This is a genomic window from Pseudomonas sp. CC120222-01a (genome assembly GCF_003097235.1).
GTDB lineage: Bacteria > Pseudomonadota > Gammaproteobacteria > Pseudomonadales > Pseudomonadaceae > Aquipseudomonas.
In genome coordinates this window covers 23,938-38,627 of sequence record NZ_QEQQ01000032.1, presented here as the reverse complement: position 1 = coordinate 38,627, position 14,690 = coordinate 23,938, and the positions used below count along the sequence as shown (strand labels likewise).

The window sequence follows — 14,690 nt, the reverse complement described above, 5'->3', positions numbered from 1 at the left end:
CCCTAGGCTGTTCACCAGATCAAGCGACACTCTGGAGAGCAGCATGCATAACAACAAGATTTCCTCCAACTGGCTGGGCCTGGATTCAGCCGTTTGCGTGGTCACCGGTGCGGCCGGTGGCATCGGTGCGGCGCTGGCCGCCGCGCTGGTCGAGCAACAGGCCCACGTGGTGCTGCTGGACCGTGATTTCGACAAGTGCCGCGAGCTTGCCGCCAGCCTGGGTGAGCACAGTGTCGGCGAAGTCAGCGCGCTGGGCTGCGACATCGCCGACCCGGCCAGCGTCGAACAGGCCGCCGCCCAGGTGCAGGCGCTGCATGGGCGCTGCGATGTGCTGGTGAACAATGCCAGCGTGCTGCGCCCGGGGGCGCTGGAGGCGCTGAGCCTGGAACAGTGGAACCAGGTGTTGGCGGTCAACCTCAGCGGCTACCTGCTGTGCGCGCAAGGCTTCGGTCGGGCGATGCTTGCCCGTGGCCAGGGGCGCATCGTGCATGTGGCATCGATTGCCGCGCATTACCCGCAGCCCAACAGCGGCGCCTACAGCGCGGCCAAGGCCGGGGTCAGCATGCTGTCGCGGCAGATTGCCGTGGAGTGGGGGCCGCGTGGCGTGCGCAGCAATGCCGTGTGCCCGGGGCTGATCCGCACGCCGCTGTCGGCGGCGTTCTATGCCGACCCGCAGGTGGAACGTCAGCGCAGCGCGATGACCGCCAACCAGCGCATCGGCGAGCCGCAGGATATCGCCGACGCCGTGCTGTTCCTCGCCAGCCCCCGCGCCGACTACATCAATGGTGCCGAGCTGACCGTGGATGGTGGCCTGGAGAGCATGCCCATGGCGCTGATCCCGCGCCCCGGCTTCGAGGGGGTGAAGGCATGAACACGCGCAGCTGCGATGTGCTGGTGATCGGCGCCGGGGCCGGTGGCCTGGCGACGGCGATCACCGCGAAGAAGCATGGCCTGGACGTGGTGGTGATCGAGAAGGACGACTGCTTCGGCGGTACCACGGCGTTTTCCGGCGGCGTGCTGTGGGTACCGGGCAACCGGCATGACCCGAACCACAGCCATGACCAGGCGCTGACCTACTTGCGCAACGAATGCGGTGCCTGTTTCGATGCGGCTGACGTGGAAGCGTTCTTGCAGTACGGGCCGCAGATGGTCGAGTTTTTCGAGCGCGAGACCACGGTCAGGTTCGTCCCCACGCTGTACCCGGACTACCACCCGCAGGTCGGGGGCGGTGTCGATATCGGCCGCTCGATCCTGGCTGCGCCCTACGATATCCGCGGCCTCGGTGCGGACATGGCACGGCTGCGCCCGCCGCTGAAGACCATCACCTTCATCGGCATGATGTTCAATTCGTCGAATGCCGACCTCAAGCACTTCTTTAACGTCACCCGTTCGCTGGCCTCGTTCACCTATGTGGCCAAACGGCTGCTGACCCATTTCAAGGAGCTGCTGCTGTACCGCCGCGGCACCCAGGTCACCAGTGGCAATGCCCTGGCGGCACGGCTGGTGAAGTCGGCGCTGGACCTGGGCATCCCGATCCTCACTGGCACCCCGGCGCGGCAGCTGCTGCGCGAAGGCGGGCGGGTGAGCGGGGCTCTGGCCCAGCAACAGGGCGGCGAGTTGCGCATCGAGGCGCGCCGCGGCGTGGTGCTGGCGTGCGGTGGTTTCTCCCATGACCTGCAGCGCCTGCAACAGGCCTACCCGCATGTGCGCCGTGGCGGTGAGCATTTCTCTCCGGTGCCGGCCGGCAACACGGGCGACGGCGCACGCATGGCCGAGGCGCTGGGTGGCAAGGTGGATATCCGCCTGCAGGCCGCGGCGGCGTGGATGCCGGTCTCCAAGGTGCCGATGGCGGGTGGCAAGCTTGTGGCATTCCCGCACTTGCTCGATCGCTACAAGCCTGGGGTGATCGGCGTACTGCGCTCAGGCCAGCGCTTCACCAATGAATCCAACTCGTATCACGATGTCGGCGCGGCACTGATCGAAGCCTGTGCCGACCACCCAGAGACCGCCATGTGGCTGGTCTGCGACCGGCGCACCCTGGCCAGGTACGGCCTGGGCTATGCCAAACCGTCACCGATGCCGCTGGGGCCGCTGTTGCGCAATGGCTACCTGCTCAAGGGCAACACCCTCGCCGAGCTGGCAGCCAGGGCGGGCATTGATGGCCAAGGCCTGGAGCGTACGGTGCGCGAGTACAACCTCGGCGCGGTGCAAGGCGAGGACCGGCAATTCGGCCGCGGCAGCACCACGTTCAACCGCTACCTGGCCGACCCGCAACAACAGCCAAACCCTTGCGTGGCGCCGCTGGGCGAGGGGCCGTACTTTGCGGTGAAGGTGGTCATGGGCGACCTGGGCACCTTCGATGGCATCCGCACCAGCGTGGTTGGCGAGGTGCTCGATGGTGAGCGGCGCGCCATCAGCGGGTTGTATGCGGTGGGCAACGACCGGGCCAGCATCATGGGCGGCAACTACCCCGGCGCGGGCATCACCCTGGGGCCGATCATGACCTTCGGTTACATCACCGGGCGGCACCTGGCCGGGGTCGAGCAGGGGCTGGCCAGTGCCGACCCGGCACGGGAGGTGGCGTGATGGACAAGGCGATTGTCGACCACCGCATCTACACCATCCGGCCGCGCGGCATGGCGGCGTTTCTCGAAGCCTTCGAGCAGTTGGCCATGCCCATTCTGCGCCGGCACCTGGGTACACCGCTGGGGTTCTACGTGAGCAGCATCGGGCCGCTGAACCAGGTGGTGCACCTGTGGGGCTATGACAGCCTGGAGGATTTCGAGCGGCGCAGCGCGGCGCGTGATGCCGACCCGGATTTTGCTGCGTACCTGCAGGCTACCCGCGACCTGGTGGTGGCACAGGAGACGCGGATCATCAAGCCGGTGCAACTGCGCCATTGATGTTGCCTGTTCCGGCCTCTTCGCGGGCACGCCCGCTCCCACAGGTTATGAGTGATCCTCAGGACTATGGAGTACCTGTGGGAGCGGGCGTGCCCGCGAATGGCCTCAATAAGAACAACAAGAGGTTAGGCAAATGAACAATCCAATCGACATACGCCAACTGATCGACCAGCAACCCATCGGGGCCTACCAGAAATGGGTAGTCTTCCTCGGCTTCCTGATCATTGCCCTGGACGGCCTGGACGTCGCCATCATCGGCTTCATCGCCCCGCAACTGAAAAGCGAATGGCAACTCGGTGCCCAGGCCCTCGGCCCGGTGCTCAGCGCCGCACTGATCGGCCTGGCCATTGGTGCTCTGGTCGCAGGCCCCTTGGCCGATCGTTACGGGCGCAAGGCGGTACTGCTCGGCAGCGTGCTGCTGTTCGGCCTGTGGACCCTGGCCTCGACCTTTTCCCCCAACCTGGAAACCCTGGTCGCACTGCGCTTTCTCACCGGCCTGGGCCTGGGCGCTGCAATGCCCAACGCCAGTACCCTGGTCAGCGAATACGCCCCGGCGCGCAGCCGCTCGCTGCTGATTACCCTGGCGTTCTGTGGTTTCTCGCTGGGTGCGGCGCTGGGCGGTTTCGTCAGCGCCTGGATGATCCCCAACCTGGGTTGGCGCAGCGTGCTGGCGCTGGGCGGGGTGTTGCCGCTGCTGGTCTTGCCGTTGCTGTGCTGGCGCCTGCCCGAATCGGTGACCTTCCTGGTCAGCCAGGGTGCCGACCCGCAGCGCATCCGGCGCATCGTCCAGCGCCTGGCACCGGCACACTGCGGGCCCGACAGCACCTTCGTGGTGCCCGCCGCCAGCGCGCACAAGGGCGGCGCCATCGGCACCATCCTCTCGCCACGCTACCGCTTCGGCACGTTGATGCTGTGGACGGGCTATGTGCTGGCGCTGTTCCTGGTCTACCTGTTCAGCGGCTGGCTGCCGACCCTGGTGAAGGAGGGCGGTGGCTTCTCGGTGTCGCAAGCCGCCATCGTCACCGCCTGCTTCCAGATCGGCGGGCCGGTCGGTGCAGTTTCGGTGGGCTGGGCGATGGACCGCTGCCACCCGCAACGGGTGCTGATGCTGACCTTCCTGTTCAGTGGCGCGGTGATTTCCGCGATTGGCCAGGTGGCCGGTGATTTCGCCTGGCTGTGCGCTATCGCCTGGGCCGTGGGCTTTGGCCTGAACGGCGCGAGCGTGGGCATGAATGCACTGGCGGCGGCGTTCTACCCGACCGAGGCGCGTGCCACCGGGGCCAGCTGGATGAGTGGCATCGGCCGTTTCGGTGCCATCCTCAGCGCCTTTGCCGGTGCCCAGATGCTGGCGCTGGGCTGGAGTTTCGCCCAGGTGTTTGCCGCGTTGCTGGTACCGGCGGGGTTGGCGGCACTGGCGGTGTTGCTGCAGGGCTGGCGCGTCAAGGCTGACATGAGTACAGATCTGATCCGGTCGTCGTAAGGCTGACCAGAACCCGTTTGGCGACGACACTGCGCGCAATTTCGCAGCCCCAACGTGTTAGAGGCTGGGCGTAGCTGATGTCACATCCCCTGTATTGATCGGCAACTCTTTGACGCGTTATCGACCCCGGCAACTGTCATTTTTGCCAGTTCCGCAAGATCTTCATGGGCGGTATACCTAACATAGCAATTCAAGGGAGCGTGTCATGAGCACCATCGGAGAGCGCGTTATAAAGATTGGGCAATCTGGGGAGCGAGCCTGAGCAATTGAAAGATGAGTCATCATTCGTTGAATGACCTCGGCGCCGACTCCCTCAACACAAGTGAAACTGGTTAGGGCTCTGGAGGAAGAATTTGAGGTAGAGATACCCGATGGAGAAGCAGAAGAGCTCACCATCGTTGGAGCAGTGATTGATTACATAAAGGCAGTTCTTCGCCAGCCAACTGGAGCACCCTCCGTTCGGAGAAAACTTCACGTATGTCAGTCAGTTTGTATGAACAGCTTTCGGTTCAAATTATTGTTTTGGCCGGTGCATTTCAGGTCACGTTGCCGGCAAACAGTACGAGCAGGTATGGACATGAAATTATCTTTGGCTATGACAACACCGACAGTTAAAGTTTTCGATAATCGTAACCTGAATGTAAGATCCATCGCCTATCACTGGCACCCTGATTCCCCTGATGCCGTAGACTCACGCATTACCCGTCATCAGTACAGTCCCCAAGGCTTCGTGATCCGCACTGCAGATCCAAGATTGCACGAGGCGGCTCGGGCGAATTTTTCGTACCAGTCAGATCTGAACGGCCACGCCATACGCACATGCGGTGCGGACTCTGGCAGGGTTCTTAATTTGAACGACGTTGCTGGGCGATCATTGAGTAGGGTCGGAGGTATCGCTATCGCTGATGAGGGTTCGGAAGATAGAGGTGGAGCGGTGCTATGTAGTATTCAATACGAGCACGCAACGCTAGCCGGGCGTCCCGAGAAGGTAACGGAGCAACGTGCAGGTGCAACCACGCTGATTACTGAACGCTTTCAGTATGCCGGAAACAGTGATGCGGAAAAGGCACATAATCTCGCTGGGCGGTGCGCAGGGCACTTCCACACGGCAGGGCTGTTGCAAATCGACAGCATAAGCCTGTTTGGCGCTCAGTTATCCGTTACCCACCGTCTCTTAAAGGAGGCGAGCAAACCGGACATTATTGCAGACTGGCAGGGGGTGGACGCTGCTGCCTGGAGTGAGATGCTGGATGCCCAGTCATATAAGTTTTTGACCATAGCGGATTCCACCGGCGCAGCACTATCTCGTACCGATGCAATGGGCAATATTCAGTGGTCAGTCTATGATCTTGCAGGCAGTCTATTCAATAGGCGGTTGAAGCTGGAGGCAGGCGTTGAGATGGAGGTTGCTATAGCGCAGACCTATTCTGCTTCGGGTCAATTAATGCGTGAGGAGCACAGCAATGGGGTGGTTGTTTCTTACACATATAACGCTCAGACGCATCGCTTAAATGGAATAAAAATTCAGCGCAGCATTCCTGCTGCATTAGGCGCAAGAGTGCTGCAGGATTTGCACTACAAATATGACCCGGCAGGTAATGTTTTGAGTGAGTGCAATGATGCGGAAAAGACGCGCTTTTGGCGCAATCAGGAAGTAAAGCCCGAAAGTAACTATGTCTATGATAGTTTGTATCAACTCGTTTGTGTTTCTGGGCGCGAAATGGCCACAGGTCATCAGCGTATCAATTCGTCCACTTGCTTTCTGCCTGGCACCTCAGATGATTCGGCGTATGTCAACTATACGCGTACGTACCAATATGATGATGCCGGTAACTTGATGCGGATTTGTCATCATGCGCCCGCCAGCGGGAATCATCATTCGACTGCAATTTTAATTAGCAATCGAAGCAACAGAGGGGTGCTTGGCTCTTTAACTGAAGATCCTGCTGAGGTGGAGGGTTTCTTTACTGCAGGGGGGCAACAAAAATTGCTTCAGACAAATAGAGAATTATTTTGGACGTCGCGCAATACGTTGCACAAGGTAACGCCAGTGGTACGTGTCGGTTCAGAGGATGACGTGGAGCTTTATCGTTATGATGCTTGCAGTCAGCGAGTGTTAAAGTTCAGCGAGCGTGCAGTGAATAACAACATGCAGTCGCTAAGGGTGCACTATTTGCCTGGGCTGGAGCTCCACACCAAATACATCGGGGGTGTCACAAGAGAACATTTGCAAGCAATCACTTTGGACAGTTCGGGACGGGGGCAGGTACGAGTTTTACACTGGGAGTGCGGCAAGCCGCAGGAACTGAGTGAGGTGCAGGTACGCTTCAGCTATGGCAATCTCATCGGCAGCGTAGGTTTGGAAATAGACGGAGAAGGAAACGTTATCAGCGCCGAAGAGTTTTACCCGTATGGAGGAACATCCATATTTAGCGCACGCAATGTGGTAGAGGTAAGCTATAAAGTGTTTCGTTATTCGGGCAAGGAGCGCGATGCAACGGGGCTCTATTATTATGGGTGTCGCTATTATCAGTGGTGGGCGGGCCGCTGGCTTTCATCCGATCCATTCGGTGCATTGGACGGGGTCAATCTGTATCGGATGGTCAGGAATAACCCAGCAACGCTTGTTGACAAAAATGGCCTGCAAGCCGAAGAGGCGAGTGTGGGGCATGCAGAAGAAATTCTTGATTTCGACATAGTTAGAAACTTTGAACCGGCGAGGGGGGATTTGATTTATGGTCTGTCTTTCCCTACGGTGGAAGGGTCAGGCGTGGCTCCGCGGCACAAATATATAACTGACTTGATTCACAATGCTGTCGCTGACGGGTCAACGCCACTAACAATAGATCGTTATAATAACGCGGTTTCCGGGTTGATAACGATGAGAAATGCATCGGTAGCGTCGGATATGCGGCGAGAAATGTTGAGGGGAAGGCACGCTGGGCAAGTAAGATTGGTTCCTCCCGTTTCGCCTAAGCAGTTCGGGCAGAGATTGAAAATTCCGTCAAACATTGCCACTGATTTGAAGTCGCAGCACAAATTTCCTTTGTGGGCTGCGTATTTTCAAATGGGCGATATTGTTGATAAATTCAATGTGGCCGCAATTTATGACGAGGTCAAGCTGTCTCCTTCGAAGACTAACTATCATCAGTGGGATGGTAGCTTGGATGACCCAAAGGGTGTGGCTCCTAACCTGTTTTGGAAGCGCGCGAGCAAGCTAGGCCTTGCCATGGCTGCCAATGGTTCTGGTCATATTCATTTCGTGCTTGATGAGATAGATATTGCTGCGGTAATTAGTAAGGATGGAGAGGCAGGGCAGTCAATCACGGCCAGTGAACTGCGTTATGCATTTAGAAATCGCGAGCAACTCGAAGGGCGTATCAGCTTCTATAAAAACAATATTGAAACGGAAGCTCCGTGGGAAACAAATTTTTGGGAGTGGAGTAGCTATGTGCCAAAGAAAGGAGCAGTTACCAGAAAAGTACTTTTGACTGACCATCGCGTGCAGTGACTATTGCAGGGTCGAATTGTCGATGCGGGTCAGCGCATCGCCAATTATCTGCTGTGCCTTTGTTTACTTGAAGCCTGTCACCGCATGCGGCATATAGGGTGCTTCCAACCGGGCTTTTTCCTCTTCACTCAGCTGGAACGCCAACGCCGCAATCGCATCGTCCAGCTGCGCCACTTTCGAGGCCCCGACAATCGGCGCCGACACCCCGCGCTTGCCCAGCACCCAGGCCAGCGCCACCTGCGCCATCGGCACACCACGCTCTCCGGCAATCTGCTCGACCACATCGATCACCCGGCCATCTTCCACCTCGGTCTTCTCGTAGAACGACTGCCCGGAAATGTCCGTGCGGGTTCTCTCGGTCTGCTGCCCATGGGGACGGGTCAGCCGGCCGCGGGCCATCGGGCTCCAGGGCATCAGGCCAACACCTTGGTCGAGGCACAGCGGGATCATCTCGCGCTCTTCCTCGCGGTAGATCAGGTTGAGATAGTTCTGCATCGACACGAAGCGGCTCCAGCCGTTGCTGGCTGCGACCTGCTGGGCCTTGGCGAACTGCCAGGCGTACATCGACGAAGCACCGATGTAGCGTGCCTTGCCGGCCTTGACCACATCGTGCAGGGCTTCCATGGTCTCTTCGATGGGCGTGTGGTAGTCCCACCGGTGGATCTGGTACAGGTCGACGTAATCGGTGCCCAGCCGGGCCAGGCTGGCGTCGATGTTGGCCATGATCGCCTTGCGAGACAGGCCCTGTTCGTTGGGGCGGGTGCTGCCTTCCCACATGTTGGCGGGGAAGAACACCTTGGTGGCGATCACTGTCTCGTCACGGCGGGTGAATTCCTTCAGCAACTTGCCGAGGATGACTTCCGAGGTACCGGCCGAGTAGCTGTTGGCGGTGTCGAAGAAGTTGATGCCTTGCTCGACAGCGTGGCGGATGATCGGGCGGCTGTCGGCTTCGCCCAGGGTCCATGGGTGGGTGCCGGCGTCCGGCTCGCCGAAGGTCATGCAGCCCAGGCACAGTTTCGAGATGTCCAGGCCGGTGTTGCCCAGTTTGACGTATTGCATCCGCTGCTCCTCAGTAATCGGTTGTGCGACGCAGGGAAGCTTAGCGGTGATGGATGGCTGCGAAAATTCCGAATCGGTGCAGGCGCCATCCGCAGAAATTCACAAGCGCAGCAGCGGCTTGACCTGTTGTTGCAGGAAGTCGGTGACGGCCTTGATGCGCGGCGTGTTGCGCACATCCTCGTGCACGGCCAGCCAGATCTCGATGCTCATGGTCTGCTCGTCCTTGCCGGCAACCTCCAGGCCATGCTCCTGCGCCATGAAGGCCGGCAGGCAGGCGATGCCAACCCCGCCCGCGGCCGCATGGGCCTGGATGCGCAGGTCGTTGCTCTGCAACACCAAGGGCGGGTTGCCGGTCTGGCTGAGCAGCCACTGCTGCTGCGGTGACCTGGCCTGGGATTCGTCGTAGCCGATGTAGCGCGGCGTGCCTGCGCTGCGCAGGTAGGCGGGCGCGGCGTACAAACGGTAATCCAGGTAACCCAGCAGGCTGGCGACCAGTGTCGGCTCGGTGGGCCTGGCCAGGGTGATGCTGATATCGGCCTCGCGACGTGCCAGCGAGGCCCGCGACTTGCTGCCGACCAGCTTCAGGCGCAGTTGCGGGTAGCGCTGCATGAGCACACCCAGGCGTCGGGCGATGATGCTGCCGAGCAGCGCGGGCGGGGCGGCCAGCACCACTTCGCCTTCCACCTGCTGCTGACCGGCATTGGCGAAGTGCTCCAGGGCGAACGACGATTGGGTCATCTGTTCGGCGTAAACGCCAACCCGGCGGCCTTCCTCGGTCAGCGCGTAGGCCCTGGGGCGGCGGTCGACCAGCTTGAGGTTCAAGGCGGCCTCCAGCGCAGCGATACGCCGGGCCACGGTGGCGTGATCGACGCCCAAGTGCTTGGCCGCAGCCGACAGCGAGCCGGTGCTGATGAAAGCGGAAAAGTGACGCAGGTCTTCCCAGTCGAACATGGCTGGCCTCGGATGTGGACGGCCATCATACGGGCTCCGGGCACCTACGGCGACCGCTGCGCTTAGCACCGTGTCGAGAAAGTAAGGTTGATTGTGTGAAGGCTGGCTTATCAAACAAACGCTTTAATAAACGCATCATCAAGCGAGTGCGCGTCGTAATGAGATAAAAACTGCTGGGCACTTTCAAAGGCCGTAACTCTTCTGTTGGCCAGCATATAAAAACGATGGCAATGTTGAGCAATTTCCTCGGTGTAATGTGAGGATACCAATACGGCGGCGCCTTCACGGCAGGCATGCTGAATGCCCAGCCAGATAAAGTGCCTGAATTCAGGGTCGACGCCGGCAGTGGGCTCATCAAGGATGATGAGGTCGCACTCCATTAACAGCAACGTCAACGTGAAGTAACTGCGTACTTCGCCATAGCTGCAAGTCGCCGCCCGTTTTTGTCCGATATCAGCGTATCGTTTGGCCAACGGTGCGGACCACCTGGCTAAACGAGTAAGTGCTTCGTCAGCGCGAGGGAGTGTTCTGGCATTAAACAGCCTGATCAATTTGCCAATCTCATGCATCCGCAGCAAAGGAGGCGGCGTGAGAACTTGAGTGAGATAAGCCTGTTGTTGTGCTTGATTGACAATGCCTCCCCCCTGTGGTGCTTTGAGTTTACATATCAGGTCGAAAAGCGTTGTTTTGCCTGCACCATTCATCCCAAGCAATCCGACCGCCTCGCCTCGTGCGACATGAAGATTGATGGAGTCGAATAATGGGCGTGCGGGGTAGGAAAATGTGAGGTCCGTCAGGGATAAGATCTTCAATTAATACCGACTCCAGACAGGTTGTATTCTAAAATATTTTATAGAGGCGCAGAGCCCAATCAACAGGGTCGTCATTGCAATTGCAAAGCTGATTAGGAGCGGTAGTCGACTATCGTAAAGTTGGACGCTAAGAGACAGTGGATTGAAATAGGCAACCGATGAAGCAAGCTTTCCATGCTGAGAGGCGCCGGTGTAGCCGGAAATCAACATCCAGAATGACAGGAGAGAAAAAACTGTGCTTGTGGTGCTGAATTTCAAGGGGAGCGCCACCACGAGCAAGCCTATGCAAGAAAATCCCAAGTAGGCTGTGTAGAAGCAGGCGGCCAGATGCAGGTACTCTATCAAGTCATAATTCCCGTATAGCGGTTTGGTTACAAGATAAAATCCTGTCACATAGATTAGACTCAGGAGCGAGTAGCTGAGAGTATGCGACACCAGAAATGTTCGGATAGCACCTTGTTGATAGATGAAGGAACGTACGAAGCCGCTTTCTCTTCTTCCGACCAGATAAAAGCTGAATCCGAAAAAAGCGAAACTTGATGATAAGTAAGAATAAAACCAAGCCGCAGCATTTACATAGGATTGGTCAAAGTGGTTGGAGGTGCGATCTGTCACCAGGATGAACATCAAGCAGGGTGCCATACCTGTCCACAGCAGTGTGGTGGGTTCGCGTAGATGTTCAATCAGAAAAAGTTTCATGATGCCTGGTATGGCGTTGATTTTTGAAGTTTTTGGGTGCGCAGATTGATTCATGGAAATGGCACCATATCATTTAGTTGAGATTCGATTATCTCCTTGAAAAAGGCGCCTGAGTAGTGGTTGTTGGTGTTGAGTCCGCTTGCATTGTTCATGTGCATGAACAAATTAGGTGAAATATATTTGCAGAAAAACAACATCTTGTGGGTGGTGGTTATGTGATTTAAATACAGATAGCCATTTATGCCATGTGTTTTTGCAGTATCTATAAGGTTCTTGGCTGTCAAGCGCTCAGTGACGGATTGTGGGGGGGTAGAGGGCAGTGACTGGCGAGCATTGATAATGCGTTCAAAGGTTTCATATTTATTGCAGCTCATGAAATGTCGAAGGTAAGGGTCCGTGATTTTATCTTTCTCGTTATAAGATTGCATGAATCGAAATGTCTGCCACAATTCAATAATTGATTTTTCCAGCGCGCTGCAGCGAGTGTCCCCATAAGCCATGCCTGCGCAATACCTGACGCGCACGTAACCTTGCTGAGCGTTGCCATAGCAAAGGAGAATACAGCTTCCAGGAAAACGATTGTCTGTGAGATCCAGAATTGACAAATTTCCAGATGATTGCAATTGCTGGAGCAGTGGCAGGCTTCGGCTTTGTTTCAGTAGTTCGCAGGCTTGATCGTACTCAATCTTTTCTGTGTACGTTTTAGTTAACCAGAAGCGAAGCAGGAACTGCCGCTCGAAAGATTCCTTCATTGCGCCTAAGATTGCCGCTTCCAGAGTGAGGTGAACGCTGCAGCCACAAGTGTCTCTTGAAGGGTAGATCGCATTGTCTATATTATTTTTTGAGTGCGTAAGTGAAATGCAAGCTGTTGGTATTTTGCAGGGGGTGAGGTCAGTTATTCTAAATGCGCGAGTTAGATCAAAGGCATGGTTTTCGATAGTGTTGATTGAGATCTGGCTCGATGTCTGAGCAAATGCCTTGCTGAATGCTCCGCACTCTTCGGGTGTCAAGGTTTTGCCCATTGGGCCAGTGTCATGAATCGGAATGTCAAGGTAGAAGTGCTTGCGCTCAAGGTGCTCCCCCAAGGCGGTAGCGGCTACCTCCGAAGTCCATCCACTGCTCGACCCGTATGTGCTCCACCGTGAGCCTAACTCTGCACTGTGCGGCATATATGTCACCGCACTCGGTCGAAGCAATTCAAAATCCGCAATGCCTGGATTATGTATTTCGCTGTAGTTATTCATGGGTCAACCTATGAGTTGAATGCATGTGGACAGGAATAATGTGGGGTTGAGATTAAGCTGCTTTGTGACTTGATGGTCGGTGAACGCAGCCCAAGGACGGCTGTTGAGTCCTAGTTCTTTACAGCGAAGATCTGTAAGCATGTACATTGATCCGACCTCCATCAATGCAAGTCTGTACCCCCTTTGCCTATACTTAAAAAGTGCCTTGGGTAAATATATGTAATATACAAGTGCGAGCGCAGGCGATCCGATCTGTGTGCTTGAACCTATAATGGCGCTGGAGAGTTTGTGAGCGTCAATTGTCTGGCTGTGGACTTCAAGTGTCCTAGAGTTTGCTAAGAGGTGCAATGCGCTGGGCACTTTCGGCCAGCCCTCAACCCGGTTGTTCAAGTTTACGCAGAATACTTCGACTGGATAAAGAGCGCCTCCGCTTGGATAGCCTCGTTTGCTACTGCTGTGTTTTCTCAGCAGAGGAGCAAGAATTGCCTTGGTTGTTTCGAAGTTAATTCGACTGGCTTTGAAGTCGTTGCAAGAATCATTTCGCCGTAGCGGATGGTGATGAGGTAGCGGTTGAGGGGCTAGAGATGGATTGTCGCTGCATGATGGCAGTGGATGTAGTGATAGCTCATTGCCTGAGAGCGTAGCAAGATCGGCAGCGGGGACGTGATGGAGCGTACTTAAGTGTTGCGTGGCTGGGTGTATGACATAATTCCCTTTAGCATGAAAGTTTAGCACTTCATCGATAAGCTCGTTGCTGACAAATTTTAAATATTGATCATGCGAAGTGCTCATTGCTCAGCTCCTATGCATTCGCAAAGAGGCCAATGGATACTGCTGTCTTCAGTAAGGAAGCCGTTCTGTAGATTCACAGTTCGTGAGAGAAGTATTCGGTCTTGAGTGCTCCTGAGTTTTGGAGCTTGCGTAAGCTTATCGGCGAACTCCACGATGGCTCCAAAAATAAGTGTGCGTTGGTACTCATTTATAGGGGTCAAAGGTAAGTCTAAATTCTGCGCGCTACAGAATGCCCATATCCGGCTCCAATAATGGTGGCTACTTCTCAATCTTTCATAGTGCGAGATTCGATCGAGCGTACAGAATGCACAGGGATTTCCAATTTCCGGTAGATGCGCCTCAGTCAGATGGAAGTAATTGCCGCTCACGAATCCAATGCTAGCCGCTGAGCCTGGGTTCTGTTGGAGTACGGTGGTGTACATTTTTTTTATTGAGTTGGGTCGCAATTTCATGCATGCAAATACAAATAATGTAGGGCTTGAGGCAATGGCTGGCAAATCATTGGGGAGAGGGAGTATCTGCAATCGCTGCCGCCGCTGTTCCTCTAGGAATTTTTTTAAAGACTCAGAAATGACCATATCGGTGAAAATTACGACTCTCTTCAAATAGGGTAAGCTAACTTCGTCTCCGAGCACTGATAAGGATTTGAGAAATTCAGTTGCAGGCTCCGGTTGGAGATCCTCTGAGCGAAGAAGCGACTCCAGATCGCCCTCGGAGAGATGTTGAGTGTTCATGCTTCCCAGGCGAACCAGGGTGTTAGTGATTTTTGGGTCAACCAGTTTTGTGAAGCCAGTTGATGTAAAGATGACGGGCTCTTGTTCGAAGTTGAGTATTTCGTAGTTGTAAACTCTCAAGGTTTTCATTGTGTGATCCTGCAGGCAAGTGCCATCTTATCATTCGTCAAGATGGCACCCGCATTCTAGTTATTGTTGGGTGTGCTCGTTGTTGTCAATGGAGTTGCTGCCTCCGGAGCAGCCACCGCTGCCGCCGTTACAACCGCCGCCGCCTCCGCACCCACCACTTCCACCACACCCACCAGCACTACCGGAACCGCCAAAGAATTCCGCTTCCATTTCGCCGGTAGGTTCTAGTGACAACGTCATAAGATTGATGCCGTATTGATTGTCCATTTAAGTCTCCTTGGTTGTTGCTCCGAAATGCCGGAGCACTTTCAGAGTTGAAGAGCTGTCGAGCAAAGTCAAGATGGCTCGAGATTTTGATAGGTTGAGACTTATAAGT

The 14,690-nt window shown here is 56.2% G+C and carries 13 protein-coding genes; 5 read left to right on the top strand and 8 right to left on the bottom strand.

Translation table 11 applies throughout. The features are described 5' to 3' along the window. Positions 1-43: 43 nt before the first annotated feature. From N430_RS26865 to N430_RS29600, 5 genes are all read left to right on the top strand, one after another. Positions 44-871: an SDR family NAD(P)-dependent oxidoreductase gene (locus N430_RS26865; protein ID WP_110638536.1), complete on the top strand. Its 828-nt coding sequence runs from the start codon at positions 44-46 to the stop codon at positions 869-871. Further along, positions 868-2,586: an FAD-dependent oxidoreductase gene (locus tag N430_RS26860; RefSeq protein WP_110638535.1), complete on the top strand. Its 1,719-nt coding sequence runs from the start codon at positions 868-870 to the stop codon at positions 2,584-2,586. Before N430_RS26865 ends, N430_RS26860 begins: the two co-directional genes overlap by 4 nt. Beyond that, entirely contained in the window at positions 2,586-2,903 is a 318-nt protein-coding gene (locus N430_RS26855; protein WP_110638534.1) for an NIPSNAP family protein, read from the top strand. The genes N430_RS26860 and N430_RS26855 overlap by 1 nt, the downstream gene beginning before the upstream one ends. A gap of 133 nt (positions 2,904-3,036) precedes the next feature. Then, positions 3,037-4,383 (top strand): aromatic acid/H+ symport family MFS transporter, encoded by a 1,347-nt coding sequence (locus N430_RS26850; RefSeq protein ID WP_110638533.1) that lies wholly within the window; start codon positions 3,037-3,039, stop codon positions 4,381-4,383. Positions 4,384-4,960: 577 nt separating this feature from the next. Continuing rightward, the gene (locus N430_RS29600) at positions 4,961-7,894 is read left to right on the top strand and encodes an RHS repeat domain-containing protein (RefSeq protein ID WP_158288803.1); all 2,934 of its coding nucleotides are present in this window, start codon (positions 4,961-4,963) and stop codon (positions 7,892-7,894) included. A gap of 63 nt (positions 7,895-7,957) precedes the next feature. Here N430_RS29600 and N430_RS26840 read toward each other — a convergent pair whose 3' ends face one another. The 8 genes from N430_RS26840 to N430_RS29595 all read right to left on the bottom strand — a co-directional run bounded on the left by N430_RS26840 (position 7,958) and on the right by N430_RS29595 (position 14,581). Then, positions 7,958-8,953 (bottom strand): aldo/keto reductase, encoded by a 996-nt coding sequence (locus N430_RS26840; protein ID WP_110638531.1) that lies wholly within the window; start codon positions 8,951-8,953, stop codon positions 7,958-7,960. A 99-nt stretch (positions 8,954-9,052) separates the two neighbouring features. Next, a complete protein-coding gene (locus N430_RS26835; RefSeq protein ID WP_110638530.1) occupies positions 9,053-9,904 on the bottom strand; it encodes a LysR family transcriptional regulator in 852 nt (283 codons plus the stop codon). 110 nt (positions 9,905-10,014) lie between these two features. Continuing rightward, positions 10,015-10,716, bottom strand: a complete 702-nt coding sequence (locus N430_RS26830; protein WP_110638529.1) for an ATP-binding cassette domain-containing protein — start codon at positions 10,714-10,716, stop codon at positions 10,015-10,017. Then, positions 10,717-11,469 (bottom strand): hypothetical protein, encoded by a 753-nt coding sequence (locus N430_RS26825; protein WP_110638528.1) that lies wholly within the window; start codon positions 11,467-11,469, stop codon positions 10,717-10,719. Next, positions 11,466-12,659, bottom strand: a complete 1,194-nt coding sequence (locus N430_RS26820; RefSeq protein ID WP_110638527.1) for a YcaO-like family protein — start codon at positions 12,657-12,659, stop codon at positions 11,466-11,468. Before N430_RS26820 ends, N430_RS26825 begins: the two co-directional genes overlap by 4 nt. Positions 12,660-12,662: 3 nt before the next feature. After that, positions 12,663-13,451 (bottom strand): SagB/ThcOx family dehydrogenase, encoded by a 789-nt coding sequence (locus N430_RS26815; RefSeq protein ID WP_110638526.1) that lies wholly within the window; start codon positions 13,449-13,451, stop codon positions 12,663-12,665. Continuing rightward, on the bottom strand, positions 13,448-14,314 hold the full coding sequence (locus N430_RS26810; RefSeq protein ID WP_110638525.1) for an McbB family protein: 867 nt from the start codon (positions 14,312-14,314) through the stop codon (positions 13,448-13,450). Before N430_RS26810 ends, N430_RS26815 begins: the two co-directional genes overlap by 4 nt. Positions 14,315-14,374: 60 nt before the next feature. Beyond that, positions 14,375-14,581, bottom strand: a complete 207-nt coding sequence (locus N430_RS29595) for a hypothetical protein (protein WP_178083410.1) — start codon at positions 14,579-14,581, stop codon at positions 14,375-14,377. Positions 14,582-14,690: the final 109 nt, after the last annotated feature.

What these genes read in the sequence shown, in the direction of transcription:
- N430_RS26865 (WP_110638536.1), top strand. Translation starts at nt 44, where the DNA reads ATGCATAACAACAAGATTTCCTCCAACTGGCTGGGCCTGGATTCAGCC.
- N430_RS26860 (WP_110638535.1), top strand. Translation starts at nt 868, where the DNA reads ATGAACACGCGCAGCTGCGATGTGCTGGTGATCGGCGCCGGGGCCGGT.
- N430_RS26855 (WP_110638534.1), top strand. Translation starts at nt 2,586, where the DNA reads ATGGACAAGGCGATTGTCGACCACCGCATCTACACCATCCGGCCGCGC.
- N430_RS26850 (WP_110638533.1), top strand. Translation starts at nt 3,037, where the DNA reads ATGAACAATCCAATCGACATACGCCAACTGATCGACCAGCAACCCATC.
- N430_RS29600 (WP_158288803.1), top strand. Translation starts at nt 4,961, where the DNA reads ATGAAATTATCTTTGGCTATGACAACACCGACAGTTAAAGTTTTCGAT.
- N430_RS26840 (WP_110638531.1), bottom strand. Translation starts at nt 8,953, where the DNA reads ATGCAATACGTCAAACTGGGCAACACCGGCCTGGACATCTCGAAACTG.
- N430_RS26835 (WP_110638530.1), bottom strand. Translation starts at nt 9,904, where the DNA reads ATGTTCGACTGGGAAGACCTGCGTCACTTTTCCGCTTTCATCAGCACC.
- N430_RS26825 (WP_110638528.1), bottom strand. Translation starts at nt 11,469, where the DNA reads ATGAATCAATCTGCGCACCCAAAAACTTCAAAAATCAACGCCATACCA.
- N430_RS26820 (WP_110638527.1), bottom strand. Translation starts at nt 12,659, where the DNA reads ATGAATAACTACAGCGAAATACATAATCCAGGCATTGCGGATTTTGAA.
- N430_RS26815 (WP_110638526.1), bottom strand. Translation starts at nt 13,451, where the DNA reads ATGAGCACTTCGCATGATCAATATTTAAAATTTGTCAGCAACGAGCTT.
- N430_RS26810 (WP_110638525.1), bottom strand. Translation starts at nt 14,314, where the DNA reads ATGAAAACCTTGAGAGTTTACAACTACGAAATACTCAACTTCGAACAA.
- N430_RS29595 (WP_178083410.1), bottom strand. Translation starts at nt 14,581, where the DNA reads ATGGACAATCAATACGGCATCAATCTTATGACGTTGTCACTAGAACCT.